Raw genomic sequence first — 15,765 nt, 5'->3', positions numbered from 1 at the left:
TTTGGGCGACGCGTCCTACCAACCGGATCAGTCGAGACCCGCGCTTGCCCGCACAACTCGGGAAATGGTGGGAAGCCGACCTTGCGGCTAGGCCCACCGACTCGAGCCACGACGGCTTTCCAAGGTTCATTGCCGAAATCTGCCAGTCTGCAATCGGCCCATTTTCAGTCATGAAATCTCTGGCCCCGATCGGCTCCGCCCAAACCGCCAATTGATCCCGTCGGTGCGCATGATACCGGCGACCTCATTGCCAAGTTGCTTCTCCAACGCTGGCCGCCAGGGCACCAGTGCAAATTCGCGGCTTCTTTCAACCAGCGCGAAGCGGCCACTGATCAGATCAACCCGGCGTGCGAGCCGTCCTTCGATGCGGTCACCACTGTTCGCCTCCGCAAAGCTCTTTCCCAACTCATCGGAAAGTTTCCCGGCCGCTGACAGCAATTCCTGCCGCTGAAGTATCGCAAGAGCATTCGCCCGCAACCGAATGCGATCCCCCTCCCCGTCTGCAAGTTGCTGCTCGACCAGCCATTGCCGGCGCGCCGCCAGCGCGCCGCGCACCTCGCGCCCGAACCCGGCGTCGCGGATTGGCGCGGGATCGCGCGACGCCAGCTCGCGGTCGAGCCACGTGGCTGCATTAGCGCCGCGCAACTGGTCGAGCGGGACCGCCGACAGCGTTTCGACTTGGGCCGGCTGCTCGCGGTGGCGACGCGCTTCGTAGGACGCCGCACGGTCCAGATGGTCGGCAGCGATCGACCACGCGCCATCGGGCTCGCGCACGACACCTGCGCCTGCACACCGCATCGCCTCAAGCCGCCGAACATGCGCCTCGGCGAACGCCTGGGTCGCGGATGGATCGTGCCGCAAGTGGAGATCGACCGAATAGCGCCCGGCGTTGGCAGCGGCGACCTCCGCCATCACCCGGTCAGCATCGCGGATGGCGAGCGTCCGCGCAGTCACGCGGATGATGGCACCCTCGGGGATCGGGCCGACCGCGTCGCCCTTGCCGATGTCGACATAATGGGCGTGCCCATCAACGCCGTCGATCAGCAGATAGTGGCGGTCATGATGTTCGTCGGCCAGCCCGCGCATGATGACCCGCCCGACGACTGGTTCCGGATCAGACTCGCCAGCGCCGAACAGGCTGCGTCCGATCCATGGGCGATCGAGCTTCCGCGCGGTCAATTCGCGTTGCATCGTGCGGACGATGTCACCGCGCTCGCCGATCCGGCGAAGCGTCGCTTCGAGATCCTCTGCGAGTTGCCAATTCCCGCCGCCGACATTCTCGGCGAGACCCATGCTCGCGAGCTTCTGCAACCGCCCTGCGCGCAGCGACTGCTGGAAGGGATCGCGATCCGCCGAAGTGACGATGTGATCCACGTCCATCGACCGGACCAGTCGGCGATCGATCGTGGTCATCCGCTCCTCGCCGATATCCTGACGCAGGCGCGCTTCGATTTCCTGGTCGGTTCGCGGGCCAAGATCGAGCGTTGCCAGTTCGGCGGCGCGTTCGCGAATTCCGTGCGAAATATATTCCCGCGCAATGACCAGATTCTGGCCGCGATCGTCGACGCCGCGCAGCATGATATGGGTGTGCGGGTGAGTGGTGTTGAAATGATCGACCGCGACCCAGTCGAGCGACGTCCCCAAATCGGTTTCCATCTGCGTCATCAGCCGGCGGATGTACGGCTTGAGGTCGGGATATTCCGAACCGTCCTCGGCTGAGACGATGAAACGGAATTGATGGCGATCCCCGTCGCAGCGTTGAAGGAATGCCTTGCCGTCGGCTTGGTCGCGCTCGGCCGAATAGAGCTCGCCGGGAGCGCCCTCGCGGGTGACGCCGTCGCGCTGGATGTAACGCAGATGTGCGCGTGCGGCCTGCAGCCCCTTCGCGCCGAGACGGACCAGCCTGGTCTTGACCACCGCGCGTCGCGCGCGGAACCTGGCCAGGCGATCACGACCGGAGAGCAGGCGGCCAATGCTCGCGCCGCGACCGATACGACTGCCATCGAACCGGCGATTGCGGATCGTGCCCTTTTCCGCCGAACGCGCCGCCGCCACGACCACGGTCGCGAAATAGCGGCGCGCGCGCTTTCCGCCGCCGAGACTGCGTTGCTTGCCGAGCCGGGGGATGAAGTCGTCATCGTCGCTCATGACGCACGACCAGGATCGGGAGTCTTGTAACTTCGGGCGATAAATGGCGGATTTCAGCCATTCTGCCCGGGCGTGTCTCGCAAGCAGCGAGCCATGTCTCGCGAAAAAACGATGTGCAGACAATCACATAGCAATGCTTGCGAGACATTGCCTTTCTCTTGCATTCCCTTCTTCTCTTCTTGTAACCGCCCGATGTTCGCACGTTGTTCTCGTGCGCCGAGATGTCCCATGTGATCTGCTTTCCAATTGGGGAGCGGGCCGATGCCGCGGACGAGATTCGAGAACAAGGCAAAGCGCGCCTGGTGGTCGGTGCACATCGAGGCCCAGAAAAAGAGCGGCATCAGCGTCGCGGAATATTGCCGGAAGCAGGGTCTTTCGTATGACGCCTTCCGAACATGGCGCCGTTCGATTGATGCCTGGGAAGCGCAGAAATCCGAGGAAAGAGCGCGTTGGCGCAGGCGTTCCAAGCCGCTCTGCCCGGACAAAAGGCTTAAAGCGACGCAGGCATTTTGGGCGATGCATGTCGAGGCATGGCAATGGAGTGGCCTGCACCTTCGCGACTATGCGAGCACGCATCGGCTGTCGCCTTACAGCCTCAAACGGTGGCGTGTTCTGTTCGAGAATGAGGAGATCGTGGTCGACTGGCGAACGATGCTGCATCCGTCGGCATTGCCCCTGATAAGCACTAAAATAGGTACCGGTGCTAAGGAAAAGGCGGCCGCCGAACGCTTGACAGCTGCAATCGAAGCGGACGCGCCGCCACCGAAAAGAGCCACCCGCCGGCGCTGGAAGACCGAAGAAAAGATCGCCCTTCTGCTCCAGGCGGAGCGGCACGGATCGACCATCACGTCGGTTGCTCAGGCGCATGGTATCGCCACCAGCGTGATGTTCCGCTGGCGCGACCAGCTTGGTGTGGGGAAGGACGATCCGGCGGTCATCTTGCCGGTTCGGCTTGTCGCTGGGCACGAACGAAGCGGCAGCGCGACACCCAGTCTGCTCGCAGATCTACTGCCCAGACCGGACGGCATGATCGAGGTCGCGCTGGCCGATGGTCGGCTCGTGTTCGCGCCGGAAGGCAGCGATCCCGAGGCGGTCCAGCGCGAGGTTACGACACAGGAGCTGCGGCCATGATGCTGATGCCGGCAGGCGTGAAAGTGCACCTCGCGCTTGGCGTAACCGACATGCGCAAGGGCATGGATGGCCTCGCCACCCTGGTTCAGGAGACGCTGAGAAAGGACGCCTTCTCGGGCCATCTGTTCGCGTTCCGCGGGGCACGCGCGAACATGATCAAGATCCTCTTCTGGGATGGGACGGGCCTGTGCCTGTTCACCAAGCGCATCGATCAAGGCTACTTCGTGTGGCCGCGCGTGGCTGTTCCGGGCGACACGATCCCGCTGACGACAGCGCAGCTTGCAATGCTCATCGAGGGTATCGACTGGCGGCATCCCGAACGCGTGTGGCGGCCCACAAAAGCGGGCTGAAAACGGCGGAAAACCGCGCAAAATGCTTGGGGAAACGACCGCTTTATAGTATGATCTGGCATGCGGCTCGATCTTGAAAATCTGCCGTCGGACATCGGCGTTCTGCACCAGTTGGTGCGCGATATCGCGTCCACCGTTACGCAGCATCAAAGCGAGATCGAGCGGCTCCAACAGATCATCAAGCAGCTGCAGCGTGCTCAGTTCGGGCGCCGCTCCGAGCGCCTCGATCCCGATCAGCTCGGCCTGGCGCTGGAGGACCTCGACGCGGATATCGCCGCGATCGTTGAAGAACAGCCGGTCATCGAAAAGGCGCGTCCCGCCGGTCCCAGGCGCAAGGCACTGCCCGACCATCTTGAGCGCGAAGAGCAGCTGCTCGACATCGATCATGAGGTATGCGGGGACTGCGGCGGTGCGCTTCATCCGATCGGTGAGAGCGTCAGCGAGATGCTCGACTGGGTACCGGCGCGGCTGCGCGTGCTGCGTATCTGCCGCCCGAAATATGCCTGCCGGGCGTGCGAAACGGTCGCCCAGGCGCCAGCGCCGGAGCGTGTGATCGCCGGCGGGCTCGCCACGCCGAGCCTGCTCGCACAGGTGATCGTCAGCAAATACTGTGATCACACGCCGCTCTATCGCCAGTCCCGGATCTTCGCACGGCACGGCATGGCACTGGAGCGATCGACGCTCGCCGGCTGGGTTGGCGGTGCATGCTGGTGGCTCGATGCGCTGCACGAAAGGCTCGGCAATCACATCCTCGCATCGGACCGGCTGTTCGCCGACGATACGCCAATCCCGGTGCTCGATCCGGGTCGTGGCCGCACGAAAACCGGTCGGTTGTGGGTCTATGCGCGCGACGAACGAGGGTGGTCCGGCCCTGCCCCGCCAGCGGCCATCTACTATTACGAGCCCGACCGGCGTGCCGAGAGACCACAGGCGCATCTGGAGCGGTTCAAGGGCGTGCTGCACGTCGACGGCTATGCCGGGTTCGAGCGTCTGACGGCGCGCGGCGACGTCAAGCTCGCGGCCTGCTGGGCGCATACGCGACGCAAGTTTTACGAGATCGCGGAAGCCGACAAGGCGCCGATCGCGATCGAGGCGGTGCGCCGCATCGCCGAAATCTATGCGGTGGAGACACGCACGCGCGGTCAGCCGCCGGCCGAGCGGCTGGCATGGCGACGGTCGCTGTGCAGGCCAATGGTGCGCTCGTTGAAGGTCTGGCTGGAGGCGCAACTGCCGCAACTTGCGGCGCGCAGCCGGCTCGCCGATGCGATCCGCTACGCGCTCGGGCGCTGGGACGCACTGTGCCGGTTCGTCGATGATGGGCGTGTCGAGCTCGACACCAATCCGGTCGAACGCGCGATCAGGCCAGTCGCGCTCGGCCGCAAGAACCACCTGTTCGCCGGCTCCGATGGCGGCGGTGCGCGCTGGGCAACAGTGTGCTCGCTGGTCGAAACCTGCCGCCTGAACGAGGTCGAGCCCTACGCCTATCTGCGCGACATAATGCAGCAAATGATCGACGGTCATCCCGCCAACCGTCTCGACGAACTGCTCCCCTGGAACTGGGCGGCCGATCCTCATAACGCCACCTGACCAAACGTGCGTCGGTCTAGAATGCCGCTATGAACCCTGCTCCTGAGCTTCGAGCAGATCACGTACCTGGCGACCCAGTACCGTCTCCGACCAGTGAAAGTGCTCATCGCCGGTCTCGCGATCCCAATCGAGATCCTCCTCGAACAGATATTCGGGGATCGCATCGGCCTCGGTGAAGCTCGTGGGGCCGTCCAGCACGATCTGGCGCTGCGCTGCTGTGAGGCTCGCGGCTATGGCTTCCGGTGAAGAGGGAATCATCGAGTCCACATAACAGACTCGCGACCGGCGTGCCCATATGATCGGAGCGACGTGCAGTCACCATACGCTTACCTCTTCTTCTCCCCCTGCCCGGCTCAAAAAGAAGGCCAGGACACGACGCCTGTCCGGCGCCGCATCCCGGCCTGACCAAGGTTGGTCTTCAGGCATCCGCAAATGCCTTGAGCGCGTCGCCGCGTCGCCCGAACCTGCGCTTGCCCATCATTCCGTGCGCGTTGCCGTCGCCATCGACGATCATCACCGCGACGAACCAGCGCCCGTCCAGCCGCCCGACGATCCGCGCCCGATCGAGCTCGATTTCGTCGTCGAAACCGCCCGCGTAACTGCCGATCCAGCGCTCCTCAATCCGCGCTTCCCAGTGAAAATCGACCTCTTCCGCCTTCAGAAACCGATGCGCCAACGCCTCGCCGGCACCGCGGCCAAATTCGAGTTCGAGCCCCGCGACCAGCGCCGTCATCACGCGCTCCGAGGCGGCCGAGATGGGTTGAAGATTGGCCATGATATGCTCCTTCGCTGCCATCCTCCCGATTGAGGACAGCAGTCGAAAGACGGGCGGCGGCGCGGCTGTCAGGGCCGCCGGAGCGCAAGCGGAGGCGCCGCGCAGCGGACGTGGGGGGAACCGATTTGCGCAGCAAATTGGGGGGCACCCGCGGGCCTTGATAGCCGCGCCGCCGCCCGTCATGCTCGGACTATCGAGACGAGCCCCCTCCCCGCCACGATCATGGCGACACCTTGCGAACGGCAAACAATATCGTAGCCGACGTCCGTGCCGGGTCGGGCACCGTCGCTGCCGCGGGCTCACGCTGCACCGCGAATAGGGACGGAGGCGGAGACGCTGGTGTGTCGATCCGGGCTGGAGCGACCGGCAGACCATTGACCGCGCCGAGATAAGCGACGGTTTCGCGCGGCAGCGACGCACTGCCCGCGAGCCAGGCTGCATATCGTCCCGGTCCAGCATTATAGGCAGCGAAACAGCCCGGATAACCGAACCGATCATACATCAGCCGCAGATAATACGTGCCCGCAAAAATGTTGTCGCGCGGGTCATCCGGATCATTGCCGAGCCCGAGCACCGCCCGAATCGATGCCCACGTCGCGGGCATCAACTGCATCAACCCAATCGCCCCTTTCGGACTCCGGATCGGACGTCCCGCAAACTCGGTGCGCCCGCCGCTTTCCCGGAGCATGACGCGCTCGATCCAGGTGGGTGGAACCCCGAACCGGGCCGAGGCTTCGCCGATATAAGACCACCAGCGCACGACCTCATCGGCATGCGCGGGTGTCGCCACGACCAGCGCCAAAGCGGCAGCGAAGCGGATCAGCGCCGCCACAACAGCACCGCGCGGCCGACCACATCACTATCGTCGGTGACGCCGACATAGCGGCCGTCGAACGAATCCGGCGCGTCCATCAACAGGAACAATTGGCGGTCGCGCAGGCGGACGCACCCTTCCCACCCAGGCAGAGGCCGACCATGCGGATCGGACGACTGACGAACGGCGAACAGCCGCCCATCGACCAGGATCATGCGCCCCTCAGCGCAGACCTCGCTACCTGCGACGGCGGTCACGCGCTTCACCAGCGGTACGTTTGCCGGGAGGTAATGCCGTTCGGCGGCTAGCGCGCGGAAGCGCGCAGGGAGGTGCGCGATCACCATGTCGCCGGCTCTCGCGGAAGCGCCGGGATACACCCGGTACAGCCCGATCGGCGCGCTGGCGCTGGCGTTCCAGACTAAGCGCGGCACCGGCGGCCAGACGATGGTCAGCCCCAAGGCAATGCCGCCGATCGCCAAGCCCGCGATCAGCCGACGGGCACTGCGGCACCGGCGCGTCCGACGCATGGCCTCACCCCAGGCGAGCAGCGGCGCGTCGCCCGCCGAGCTCCGGCGCGTACTCATCGCCCGATTTCGCGGGCGCTATGCTCGCGGCTCCACAGGTCGAGATCGTCGATATGATATTGGACGAAGCGGCTGTGACGGCGGAAAACCGGCCCCTCGCCGCGCACGCGCAGCCGCTTCAACAGGCGGCTGGAGATCTTGAGATAGGCCGCCGCTTGGTCGGTATTGAGGAATGGCGAGCCGCGTTTTGCGCGCTGCGCTCGTTCGATATCGTCGGGATTGTCCATGGGAGGTCCGCTCCGCACCGGAAGCGGCCCCATGCCGCTTCACGCGGCACCCCATCTGTCGCAGCAGGCACCTCTCGGGGAGGGTCGAAAAAACCTATAAGCGAATTCGCCCCTCGGACCTGCGCGACGGCTGTCGATCTATAGTTGGTCAGCCGCTCGCCCCATATCGATGAAAATCTTCCTCTCGCGCGAGGATGCCTCCTTGGCCGGTCACCATGCCCCAGGCAGCCCCAATCCGCTTGCGCAGCGCGCGCGGAAACCAACGGCCGCCCCTGCTGTGAAAGGACAAGAAGGAGTCGATCTTGCCCGCCACGTTGAATGGCGCAGCAATCGGCGTCTCAACCAGATAGACGCCGTTGATCGAGCTGCATGCTCCGTCGCGCAACGCGTCCTTGACCAGCCAAAGCAGCGATCGCCGGTCCGTTCCTGATGGCGGGGTCACCAGGACGAGCAGTCCGAACGCATTCTCCCGTCCCAACGCGGCCTTGCTCGCCTTGATCTGGCGATTGGCCTTGGCGGCCTCGCGCTGGACGCGCTTACCGGCGATACGCAGAGCCTTGACCGCTATATTCTCGGGTAAATCATGCAGACCGATTTTGGTCTGCCCGAAGATGATCGGTGCACCTTCGTGGACGTTCTCAGCGAACATTTGCCCGAGCGCATCCCAGATTTTTGGATCGTTGGCCCGGTCGGTGGCCAGGGTCTTGACCTCGACTACGACGTCGTACCGCTCAAACAGCGCATCGGCCCGCTCGCCAGCGTAATCACGCGGCAGCGCCGACTCCATCTCGGTACCACCCGCCACGCACAGCACCCGAATCAAGAGCTCGTGTTGATCCATCGCGACTAGCTTTGAGGAACCATATCCAGCGGTCAAAGCGGCGGCGCCTCGGGTGACATCGTCCATCGAGCGAGTGAGCGAAACGTGATCACATTCTTGCCGGTCGCATCCAGATTGGCCTCGATAAATGCCTGAGCGTCAGCCCGGCTGGACGCCCAGATTCGATCGGTCGAGGACGCAAGGGTCGCCCGATTGACCCGCTCGATCAACTCAGCGGGCGCCATCTGTGTGAGGAACTGCTCGATCTCCGCTGAGCGTGTTCCAAAGAACACTCGATTGGGCGCGATCGGCAGCATGATCGAGAAATCGGGGTCCTTGAGGCCGCCTTCGGAATGGATCGGCAAATCCGACAGCAGCAACTTGGGTGCATCAGGCTCGAATTCGCGGAACCACCATTTGACCCCACCAAAGGTCTCCATCACCTCGGGATGCGCGATCATGCGCGGCAACCAGGAGGTCAAACTAGTGGCGTCGAGGGCGCCGGGGAAATGCCGATCGAGCCATTCCCGGGTGGTCGGCCACCCTTCAGGTAAGGTAGCCTCGTCCTGCTCCGCCAGCGTATGTCTGAGCAGTACCGCACCTTCGGTTCGTAGAAAATCGAGCGCGTCAGGCTGCCGCACCCGCAGCGAGCTAAGGAAGAAGGTCCAGGCGATATGCTCATCCACGGTGATTGCTTCATGGCGTTCGAGTTTTTCGAGAACCTTGGCGGCACCGTTATCGATCGGCCCAAAGAGCTTCTTCTCGATATCGTCCTCGGAAAAACCGAGCGCATTCGCCATGATCGCGTAGAGCCCGATCTCGAAGCCCGTATATTCGGGCGTAAGCTCACTGCACACCAGCCGACCGTTGCGGATCGCGAAGACCTGGAGCTTTCCAGCGTCGTTGGTCCACCTGCGGAGCAGGAACCGGGGGACGTAATGATGCTTCACCTTGTCAGGATGCCGCGCGTGCATAAGCGCAGCAAGCGGCCAGATTCGTCCGGAGGAAGCAGTACTCCAGCGGTAGGCGATTTGCCCTCGATCCGTGTTTTGTGCTTTTAGAATCTCACGCGTAACGTCGCTTGTTTACCTGCGCGCCCGGCCCTTTCGGTACGAGAATTGTCTCCCTTTGCAGGACCGGGCGCACGATAGGACGTCAGTTGAGTCGGTCAGTACCAGGCCGCGACCCCGCCATGACGCGAGCAGGCGCCGCGATGGTTGACGGCGTGAGTCTCGGTTCCGTCCTTGCATTTGCCGGTCGCAGCACCCGCAGCGACGGCTGGCCGTGACGCCGGTGCCCGCACGATGGTCGGCTTCGGCGCAGCCGCAGGTTTGGCGACCGGCGCGGCTGCGGGCTTCGGAGCCGGTGCAGCAACAACCGCTGGGGCCGGCGAGGCGCCCTTGCACACCGCCTTGTTCGCGTTGCCGGGCTTCGAACAATCATAATTGCGGGTCGCTTTTGCAGGAGCAGCGGCGACAGTCTTGGTCGGCGCCGGCTTGGTGGCAACAGGCGCCGCCTTTGCCGCCGCGGCGGTCGGTGTCTTACCCTTGCAAGCGGCCTTGTTGGCGTTGCCAGGTTTCGAGCAATCGTAGTTCCGAGCCTGAGCCGATCCGGCGGCAAAAGCCAGCGAGATCAATGCTGCGATACACAGATAGCGTTTCATAGCGACCTCCTCCTAGAGAACTGGATAGTGCCGTGCTTTTCCGCGCCCGGCAATCCAGCAGCCTTAGCAGGATAGTCACATACCGATGGCGCGATTCACCCGCCCGAGAGCCGGCGCTCAGCCAGCACCTTCACCTCGACCTGGAGCAGTTCGACCCGTTCGACGATCCAGTCGAGCTCCTCACGGGTGATCTTGTAGTGTGGCGAGTAGCGCGCGTTGACATAGGCCTGCTGCAGAAGCTCGAAGCAGCGCCGGGCGAACTTGGTGTCGCGCGGCCACACCGGGATGAGGTCGCGCGCGACATCCTCGGCCTGCTCGCGGAGGAAATTGAGCTTGTGGGACTTGGGGCTGTAGAGCGTCAGGACGAGCAGAGTCGTGTGGTAGAAATGCTCAGCCGCCTGATGGAGGTTGAACGCGGCTCGGTTATTCCATTCTTGCGAAATGGCGAACTTTGCGAGGCCTAAGAATTCGCTCGCGCTCGCAAACCATTGGTCGAAATGCGTGCGCGCCTCCTCTCGAGCGACCACCGGATCGAGCGGCTTAGGCGTATCGAACGGGTGGTTGTCTAGTTGGTAGAGGGCGACCCCATCGCGCACGATATCGACGAAGAAGGGCCGACCGCGCGCTAGCTGGTCGTTCACGTCCTTGAGGCTGTGGACGATGAAATTGACGGCGCCGACAGCCGTTTGGCGATCGAATACTCGCGCAGTAGATGGTCACCGGCCTTGGCCCAATAGTCGAGCGTGTCGGTCAGCCGCTCGTCGTTCACCACCACGAGGAGGTCGTAGTCCGAGAAATAACCGCCGATCGGATCGGCGACCCAGTCGCCGCGCGCATAGGAACCGTAGAGGATCACCTTGAGGATCCGGCCCTGCTTCTTCCACTCCTGGGTGGAAAGGCCGATCGCATCCTCGAACTCGGCGAACAGGATCTCGACGACACGGTCGAGATCGCGGCGCTTGCGATCGGGCAAATGGCTGAGGTCGGTTTTCATCGGAGGTGAATCCTAGCGGGCTTCTCGCGTGGGAAGCAATGGCATCGACCCCGCGCCGTGGCGGCGCGGGGTCGCGCGGGGCTCAGTCGGCCGGGTTCCAGATGATGGCGAAGGTGTCGTCATCGTCCTGCCCGGCGGCGCGGCCGAGATTGGCGTAGAGCCGGCGCGGGCCGAACTCGGGGGCTGCGAAGCTCAGCGACACATAGTCGTTGCCCGAGGTTTCGCTGCGACGGAGCCAGCCGGCGCCGACCTCGACGCCGCCCGAGGTGACGCGATAGTCGGGCTGGCTGTCGCCGGACTTGCGGGCATTGGGGACGATCAGGATCTCGGCCCGGATCGAGAGGGTCTTGAGCTCGCCCTTGAAGGCGTTGCCGTCGCGCGTGACATAACCGATGGCGGCCATGATACTTCTCCTTCTTGCTCGCCGCGGCGGAATGCCGGGCGATGGGCAGACCGCAAAGGACGGGCATAGCGGAACGGCGAACCCAAGGGGCCGCAGCAGCAGCAGCGAAGGACCGGAGCCAAGGGCTTATTTGAGCGCGAAGCGCCCGCGAGGAGGACCCCATGGGGCCGGGGAAATAAGCCGGCAGGCGATGGTTTCGCCCGGGCCGCGACCGTCCCAGGTCGTCAGCCCAGGAGCCGGCAATTTCCAGCGAGGTGCGCCAGGAAAAGGAGTATCGCCGCTCGGTTTCGCGGACCCGCGCCGGCAGCAATGGCCGGGCGCCCGCCCTTCCCTATCCGCGCCGTCAGCTCGGCCAGGAAAACCCAACCACCGTCTCACCCGACACCTGACCGTCGGCCCCATAGCGGCGTTCGACGATCTCGCCGCGCCCCTCCGCGTCGACCGCTACCACCGTGCTGCAGCGCGTGCCGTAGACCGGATTGCGGATGAAGATCGGCGACTGCGTCGGTTCCTGCGGGACGTCCGACGGGCCCGCCGGCTCGAGTCCGGCTTCGGACAGCCGGTCGTCGCCCAGCGCGTCGAGCAATTCGCCTGGCTGGGTCGCGCCGCCGACGATCCAGTCGAGCAGGCGCTCCTTGAGGCGCAACGTCTTGGGCCAGGGTTCGTCGAGCGTGCCGTTGGACAGACCATAGAGGCCGGGCGCGAGCTGGCTGTGGATCGGCCCGGGCCGGTTCGACACGAAGATCGCGCGGTCGCGATCGGCAAAGATCAGGTTGAACGGGTTGAAGTCGTCATAGGAGACCTGGTCGGGATCGGCGTATTGCCCCTCGCCGGCAAGCAGGTCGGAGACCAGCGCGCCGCGCGAGGCGCGGTCGGGCCGCGGGGCGCCATAACCGCGCAGGTTGGTGACGACAGTGAACCGGCCCTGTTCGGACACGCCAGCCCATGTCCCGCCCGATCGCAGATCGCGCCCCGCAACCACATGATCGGGATGCGCCCATCGCGCCAGCGCGGCCGCTGGCCGTTCGTGCAATTCGTCGCGATTGCCGGCCATGACGAGATGCCAGCGCGGATGCGCCTTCCAGGCCAGAGCGAGCACGCACATCGTGCCTCTATGGCCGATCGTCGGGCGGTCGGGCGAGCAATATTCAGCAGCGCGCCCTCAACTATCGATCAGTTGACCGACGCGTATCCGGCGCGCATCGGCAGGCAATGTCCGATGCCGTGCGAAAACTGATCGAGCGCCTCGCGCCCGATCCCGTCTGCGACGATTGCATCGCCGACCGGCTCGCGCTGCCCGATCGCCAGGAGGCCGGCATCGCGGCGAGCGAGCTTGCGGCGACCAGCCAATTCGAGCGACGCCGCGACGCTTGCGTGCTATGCGGCAACACCAAGCCGACGACGCGCCGATTGCCCTAGGCCGGTCCGCGGCATCTTTCCGGGCGCCACCGATCGCTACGGACAAGAGATCGGCGCGTAGCGGCGGACGGCGAACCCGCCCGCGATCTGGGCGCAGGACAAATCCCTGCCCCGCACCGAACAGTGCGCGACGGTGCGGCCATAGCGGTCGGTGTCGGTCTGGCGGCACACCATCACTGCGCCGCTGACCAGCGCGCGAAGGTTGTCGGTGCTGGCGAACGGGTCGCCCGACGTACAAGCCCGACCGCGCGCGCAATGCCCGGGCAGCTCGGGCGCGTCGATCCCCTGCAGACGAATGCGGGTCGCGCCGCAGCGGAGCGTATCGCCATCGACGACGCGTGGATCGGTGCAGCCGACATCATCACTTGATGTGATCCTGGACACCTGACCGATCGGGACCTGGGGCAGTCCGAGGCCGACGGTCGCGCCAGCCAACAGGCCGATCGCCGTCACCGGGCCGTAGCGGCGGAACATCGTCGGCTTCCGCTTCAGCGGGTGGAGAAGCGAGATATCTGATTTGCGGCGCATAGCGTCTATCGAAAGCCTATTTCCCGGCATTGATCAATGCCGACGCCTCCCCGGCCTTCGCGATGCGCCCGCCGGCACGAAATCCCCACGCGATCTTGCCGTCTCGCCGATCCGCGTGCAGTCTCCTTGTCCTCACAAAGGAGGAGTTGCCCATGTATCGTTTCGCTCTCGCGCTGGCCGCAACCGCGATGCTCGCGGCACCGGTGACGGCCGCCGGCACGCGTTGCCGCGATGCCCATGGCAAGTTCATCAAATGCGCGCCGACGCCGAAAAAGCCCGTACGCTGCAAGACGGCCAACGGCAAGTTCGCCAAGTGCGGCACACCGGGCGCCAAGCCGGTCTGAACCGATACCGAGGCCGGGACTCGCGTCCCGGCCCGGCACGCCCCGCGCCTTCTCCCTTTCCCGGACCCCGGTCGTCGATGGCGTCGCATATCGCGCTTCTCCACAGCGTCACGATCGGCGGCAGCCGGCGCCTCGTCATGGCGGAATGGCGCGCTATGATGGCGGCGATCGGCCTCGACAATCCGCGAACCTGGGTGGCGACGGGCAACGCGCTGTTCGATGCTGACAAGGCGACGATCGCGCAACTCGAACACCGTCTGGAGGCCGCCTTTGCGCAATCGTTTGGGCGACAGGTCGACACGATCGTGAAAACCGCCGCGCATTGGGCCAGGCTGGTGGCGGCATACCCGTTCCCCGACGAGGCCGAGCGGGATGGCACCCGGATCGCGGTACGCGTGATGCGCAAGCCGCTCGAGCGGGCCGTGCTGAAGCAGCTGCAACCCTACGCCACCCAGGGCGAGCGTCTCGCGATCACGCATGGCGACTTATGGATTCATTTCGACCAGGACCCAACCCGCTCCCGGCTGGTCAACGCGCTGACGACCAAGCGCCTGGGTGTCGGCACGATGCGGAACTGGAACACGGTCCGCCGCCTGGGCGACATGATCGCGGCATAGGAACCCCGCCCATGCGCAACGCTGTCATCCCTCGGCGAGCGTCCCCGGCGGCAAGGTCAGCATGACCTCCTCGACATCGATCTTCCACGCCCCCGCCAGCGCCGCGAGTTCGCTCCGCGTCACGGTCGCGCCAAGATAGATCTGGTCGAGACGGTGCTCAGGAAGGCCGCTTTTGCGCGACAGCAGCCGATAGGGCGTGGCCGATTGCAGCGTCCAGGCAAGAATCCATGGCTCGCCCGCCGCAATTCCTTGAGCGACGGCGTGCAAGGGATTCCAGAACGGGCGTTCGAGCCCGAACATCAGGCGGCAGCGAAGAGCGGAAGCTGTTCCCCCTTGGCGGCGAAGATGCCCCGCGCCTGCAGCGCCGCGTCGACCGCCTGGCGATAATGGACGGTGCCGGCGCGCTCGGCCTCGTCGAAGCCGACCGGCGCCCAATCCTCGCTCGGATAGCAGCTATCGTAGATTGCGCGCGCCGACGCGCGCAGCAGCGGATCGTGCTGCACGATTTCTTCTCCCTCGATGTCGAATCGCCGCTCGAACGGCGGGCGCCATTATAGAACAAATGTGGAACATACTACAAGGACCCGATTGACGGACGGCAGCACGACCAGCGCTCCACCGGCGATCGCCGCGACGACGATCACGCTTCGCACCCAGGGGCGATTTCCTGGGATAGATCGAGAAATGCTATGTGTATGCCTTCAAACTATAGTATATAGTTCAATATGTTAGGTTGACTGTTTGGGAGTGCCGCCATGGCGAACGGCAAGACGCTCATCATCGTGCTCGTCACCCTGGTCCTTGGCTTCGCGGCGGGATTTGCCTTGCGGCCGGTGATCGCGCCGCAACCCGAGCCGGTCGCGGGCGCGCTCCCTGGCGCCACCGTCACGAGCGAGGCGCGTGGCATGCAATATTTCGTGGCGCATATCGATGAGGCGCGGCGAATTGTCGCGGGATGCCGCGACGGCTCGGTGCGGGGAGGCGAATGCGCCACCGCCGATCAAACGATCAGCAGGGTCGAGGCGCAGGAACGCCAGAAGCGCTTCCTTGGCAACTGATCCTGGACACCGGATAGACTCCATCTTGACCGGAAGCGTCCTGGGCCATCACAGCCATCGGATGGACGCGCCGGCTCTTCACGACCAGATTGACCGGCTTCTCAGCCGGATCGCCCCGACGGCGATCTGCCACGGATGCATCGCGGGGCGGCTCGGCCTGTCGCGCGCGCAGCACGTCAATCCCGTGACGCGCGAGCCAGACCGGCTTCGAGCGCCGCCGAGATATTTGCGCGAGCTGCTATGACGAGCGGCTGGTTATCCGCCGAATCCATCGCCTCCCCTGACCCGCCGCGCCAGCGGCTG

At 64.8% G+C, this 15,765-nt stretch carries 23 protein-coding genes; 7 read left to right on the top strand and 16 right to left on the bottom strand.

Annotated elements, in window-relative coordinates; translation table 11 throughout:
• Window positions 1-168 precede the first annotated feature (168 nt).
• Window positions 169-2,148 (bottom strand): relaxase/mobilization nuclease RlxS, encoded by a 1,980-nt coding sequence (gene rlxS / locus SAS01S_RS14980; protein ID WP_066810223.1) that lies wholly within the window; start codon window positions 2,146-2,148, stop codon window positions 169-171.
• A gap of 261 nt (window positions 2,149-2,409) precedes the next feature.
• Here rlxS and tnpA point away from each other — a divergent pair, with 261 nt between their 5' ends.
• From tnpA to tnpC, 3 genes are read left to right on the top strand one after another with little or no spacing between them, the layout of a single operon-like run.
• A complete protein-coding gene (gene tnpA, locus SAS01S_RS14975; protein WP_066810221.1) occupies window positions 2,410-3,279 on the top strand; it encodes an IS66 family insertion sequence element accessory protein TnpA in 870 nt (289 codons plus the stop codon).
• Window positions 3,276-3,629 (top strand): IS66 family insertion sequence element accessory protein TnpB, encoded by a 354-nt coding sequence (gene tnpB / locus SAS01S_RS14970; RefSeq protein WP_066810219.1) that lies wholly within the window; start codon window positions 3,276-3,278, stop codon window positions 3,627-3,629. Before tnpA ends, tnpB begins: the two co-directional genes overlap by 4 nt.
• A gap of 60 nt (window positions 3,630-3,689) precedes the next feature.
• Window positions 3,690-5,216, top strand: a complete 1,527-nt coding sequence (gene tnpC / locus SAS01S_RS14965; protein ID WP_066810217.1) for an IS66 family transposase — start codon at window positions 3,690-3,692, stop codon at window positions 5,214-5,216.
• A gap of 27 nt (window positions 5,217-5,243) precedes the next feature.
• On the opposite strand, the gene SAS01S_RS14960 is transcribed toward tnpC, so the two are convergent.
• The 12 genes from SAS01S_RS14960 to SAS01S_RS14910 form a co-directional block, all read right to left on the bottom strand.
• Complete coding sequence (locus SAS01S_RS14960) at window positions 5,244-5,483, bottom strand: hypothetical protein (RefSeq protein WP_157082836.1); 240 nt, start codon at window positions 5,481-5,483, stop codon at window positions 5,244-5,246.
• Window positions 5,484-5,634: 151 nt separating this feature from the next.
• Entirely contained in the window at window positions 5,635-5,991 is a 357-nt protein-coding gene (locus SAS01S_RS14955) for a hypothetical protein (protein ID WP_174544974.1), read from the bottom strand.
• 220 nt (window positions 5,992-6,211) lie between these two features.
• Window positions 6,212-6,823, bottom strand: coding sequence for a lytic transglycosylase domain-containing protein (locus SAS01S_RS14950; RefSeq protein ID WP_066810214.1), 612 nt, complete (start codon window positions 6,821-6,823; stop codon window positions 6,212-6,214).
• Complete coding sequence (locus SAS01S_RS14945; protein ID WP_066810212.1) at window positions 6,811-7,389, bottom strand: S26 family signal peptidase; 579 nt, start codon at window positions 7,387-7,389, stop codon at window positions 6,811-6,813. The genes SAS01S_RS14950 and SAS01S_RS14945 overlap by 13 nt, the downstream gene beginning before the upstream one ends.
• Window positions 7,386-7,616, bottom strand: coding sequence for a helix-turn-helix domain-containing protein (locus tag SAS01S_RS14940; RefSeq protein WP_066810210.1), 231 nt, complete (start codon window positions 7,614-7,616; stop codon window positions 7,386-7,388). Before SAS01S_RS14940 ends, SAS01S_RS14945 begins: the two co-directional genes overlap by 4 nt.
• Window positions 7,617-7,764: 148 nt before the next feature.
• Window positions 7,765-8,457 (bottom strand): hypothetical protein, encoded by a 693-nt coding sequence (locus SAS01S_RS14935; protein WP_066810208.1) that lies wholly within the window; start codon window positions 8,455-8,457, stop codon window positions 7,765-7,767.
• Window positions 8,458-8,489: 32 nt separating this feature from the next.
• Window positions 8,490-9,410: a DUF4238 domain-containing protein gene (locus SAS01S_RS14930; protein ID WP_066809782.1), complete on the bottom strand. Its 921-nt coding sequence runs from the start codon at window positions 9,408-9,410 to the stop codon at window positions 8,490-8,492.
• Between the two features lie 194 nt (window positions 9,411-9,604).
• On the bottom strand, window positions 9,605-10,099 hold the full coding sequence (locus SAS01S_RS14925; protein WP_066809780.1) for a DUF3761 domain-containing protein: 495 nt from the start codon (window positions 10,097-10,099) through the stop codon (window positions 9,605-9,607).
• Window positions 10,100-10,194: 95 nt separating this feature from the next.
• Window positions 10,195-10,740 carry a HEPN domain-containing protein gene (locus SAS01S_RS23350; protein WP_369405752.1) on the bottom strand — a complete coding sequence of 182 codons (546 nt, stop codon included), beginning with the start codon at window positions 10,738-10,740 and terminating at the stop codon, window positions 10,195-10,197.
• A complete protein-coding gene (locus tag SAS01S_RS23345; protein ID WP_369405751.1) occupies window positions 10,737-11,093 on the bottom strand; it encodes a nucleotidyltransferase domain-containing protein in 357 nt (118 codons plus the stop codon). Before SAS01S_RS23345 ends, SAS01S_RS23350 begins: the two co-directional genes overlap by 4 nt.
• 82 nt (window positions 11,094-11,175) lie before the next feature.
• Window positions 11,176-11,496: a DUF736 domain-containing protein gene (locus SAS01S_RS14915; RefSeq protein WP_066809778.1), complete on the bottom strand. Its 321-nt coding sequence runs from the start codon at window positions 11,494-11,496 to the stop codon at window positions 11,176-11,178.
• 343 nt (window positions 11,497-11,839) lie between these two features.
• Window positions 11,840-12,601: an NRDE family protein gene (locus SAS01S_RS14910; protein ID WP_066809776.1), complete on the bottom strand. Its 762-nt coding sequence runs from the start codon at window positions 12,599-12,601 to the stop codon at window positions 11,840-11,842.
• A gap of 107 nt (window positions 12,602-12,708) precedes the next feature.
• Between SAS01S_RS14910 and SAS01S_RS14905 the strand changes: the two genes are divergently transcribed.
• On the top strand, window positions 12,709-12,915 hold the full coding sequence (locus SAS01S_RS14905; RefSeq protein ID WP_066809774.1) for a hypothetical protein: 207 nt from the start codon (window positions 12,709-12,711) through the stop codon (window positions 12,913-12,915).
• A gap of 36 nt (window positions 12,916-12,951) precedes the next feature.
• Here the strand turns inward: SAS01S_RS14905 and SAS01S_RS14900 are convergent, their stop codons facing one another.
• Window positions 12,952-13,443, bottom strand: a complete 492-nt coding sequence (locus tag SAS01S_RS14900; protein ID WP_245656924.1) for a thermonuclease family protein — start codon at window positions 13,441-13,443, stop codon at window positions 12,952-12,954.
• Window positions 13,444-13,595: 152 nt separating this feature from the next.
• Between SAS01S_RS14900 and SAS01S_RS14895 the strand changes: the two genes are divergently transcribed.
• A complete protein-coding gene (locus tag SAS01S_RS14895) occupies window positions 13,596-13,787 on the top strand; it encodes a hypothetical protein (RefSeq protein WP_066809772.1) in 192 nt (63 codons plus the stop codon).
• Window positions 13,788-13,864: 77 nt separating this feature from the next.
• A complete protein-coding gene (locus tag SAS01S_RS14890) occupies window positions 13,865-14,404 on the top strand; it encodes a DUF1697 domain-containing protein (protein WP_066809770.1) in 540 nt (179 codons plus the stop codon).
• Window positions 14,405-14,428: 24 nt separating this feature from the next.
• Here the strand turns inward: SAS01S_RS14890 and SAS01S_RS14885 are convergent, their stop codons facing one another.
• Entirely contained in the window at window positions 14,429-14,704 is a 276-nt protein-coding gene (locus SAS01S_RS14885; RefSeq protein WP_066809768.1) for a hypothetical protein, read from the bottom strand.
• Window positions 14,704-14,907, bottom strand: coding sequence for a hypothetical protein (locus tag SAS01S_RS14880; protein ID WP_084239056.1), 204 nt, complete (start codon window positions 14,905-14,907; stop codon window positions 14,704-14,706). The genes SAS01S_RS14885 and SAS01S_RS14880 overlap by 1 nt, the downstream gene beginning before the upstream one ends.
• Before the next feature lie 252 nt (window positions 14,908-15,159).
• Between SAS01S_RS14880 and SAS01S_RS14875 the strand changes: the two genes are divergently transcribed.
• Window positions 15,160-15,462, top strand: a complete 303-nt coding sequence (locus SAS01S_RS14875) for a hypothetical protein (protein ID WP_066809766.1) — start codon at window positions 15,160-15,162, stop codon at window positions 15,460-15,462.
• Window positions 15,463-15,765: the final 303 nt, after the last annotated feature.

This window comes from Sphingomonas asaccharolytica NBRC 15499 (assembly GCF_001598355.1).
GTDB classification, from domain to species: domain Bacteria; phylum Pseudomonadota; class Alphaproteobacteria; order Sphingomonadales; family Sphingomonadaceae; genus Sphingomonas; species Sphingomonas asaccharolytica.
Note: the sequence above shows the minus strand (reverse complement) of the source record. Positions and strands in the feature narration are given on the sequence as shown.

Coding starts and splice junctions, on each gene's coding strand:
- rlxS (WP_066810223.1), bottom strand. CDS start 2,148: ATGAGCGACGATGACGACTTCATCCCCCGGCTCGGCAAGCAACGCAGT.
- tnpA (WP_066810221.1), top strand. CDS start 2,410: ATGCCGCGGACGAGATTCGAGAACAAGGCAAAGCGCGCCTGGTGGTCG.
- tnpB (WP_066810219.1), top strand. CDS start 3,276: ATGATGCTGATGCCGGCAGGCGTGAAAGTGCACCTCGCGCTTGGCGTA.
- tnpC (WP_066810217.1), top strand. CDS start 3,690: ATGCGGCTCGATCTTGAAAATCTGCCGTCGGACATCGGCGTTCTGCAC.
- SAS01S_RS14955 (WP_174544974.1), bottom strand. CDS start 5,991: ATGGCCAATCTTCAACCCATCTCGGCCGCCTCGGAGCGCGTGATGACG.
- SAS01S_RS14945 (WP_066810212.1), bottom strand. CDS start 7,389: ATGAGTACGCGCCGGAGCTCGGCGGGCGACGCGCCGCTGCTCGCCTGG.
- SAS01S_RS14940 (WP_066810210.1), bottom strand. CDS start 7,616: ATGGACAATCCCGACGATATCGAACGAGCGCAGCGCGCAAAACGCGGC.
- SAS01S_RS14935 (WP_066810208.1), bottom strand. CDS start 8,457: ATGGATCAACACGAGCTCTTGATTCGGGTGCTGTGCGTGGCGGGTGGT.
- SAS01S_RS14930 (WP_066809782.1), bottom strand. CDS start 9,410: ATGCACGCGCGGCATCCTGACAAGGTGAAGCATCATTACGTCCCCCGG.
- SAS01S_RS14925 (WP_066809780.1), bottom strand. CDS start 10,099: ATGAAACGCTATCTGTGTATCGCAGCATTGATCTCGCTGGCTTTTGCC.
- SAS01S_RS23345 (WP_369405751.1), bottom strand. CDS start 11,093: ATGAAAACCGACCTCAGCCATTTGCCCGATCGCAAGCGCCGCGATCTC.
- SAS01S_RS14915 (WP_066809778.1), bottom strand. CDS start 11,496: ATGGCCGCCATCGGTTATGTCACGCGCGACGGCAACGCCTTCAAGGGC.
- SAS01S_RS14910 (WP_066809776.1), bottom strand. CDS start 12,601: ATGTGCGTGCTCGCTCTGGCCTGGAAGGCGCATCCGCGCTGGCATCTC.
- SAS01S_RS14905 (WP_066809774.1), top strand. CDS start 12,709: ATGTCCGATGCCGTGCGAAAACTGATCGAGCGCCTCGCGCCCGATCCC.
- SAS01S_RS14900 (WP_245656924.1), bottom strand. CDS start 13,443: ATGCGCCGCAAATCAGATATCTCGCTTCTCCACCCGCTGAAGCGGAAG.
- SAS01S_RS14895 (WP_066809772.1), top strand. CDS start 13,596: ATGTATCGTTTCGCTCTCGCGCTGGCCGCAACCGCGATGCTCGCGGCA.
- SAS01S_RS14890 (WP_066809770.1), top strand. CDS start 13,865: ATGGCGTCGCATATCGCGCTTCTCCACAGCGTCACGATCGGCGGCAGC.
- SAS01S_RS14885 (WP_066809768.1), bottom strand. CDS start 14,704: ATGTTCGGGCTCGAACGCCCGTTCTGGAATCCCTTGCACGCCGTCGCT.
- SAS01S_RS14875 (WP_066809766.1), top strand. CDS start 15,160: ATGGCGAACGGCAAGACGCTCATCATCGTGCTCGTCACCCTGGTCCTT.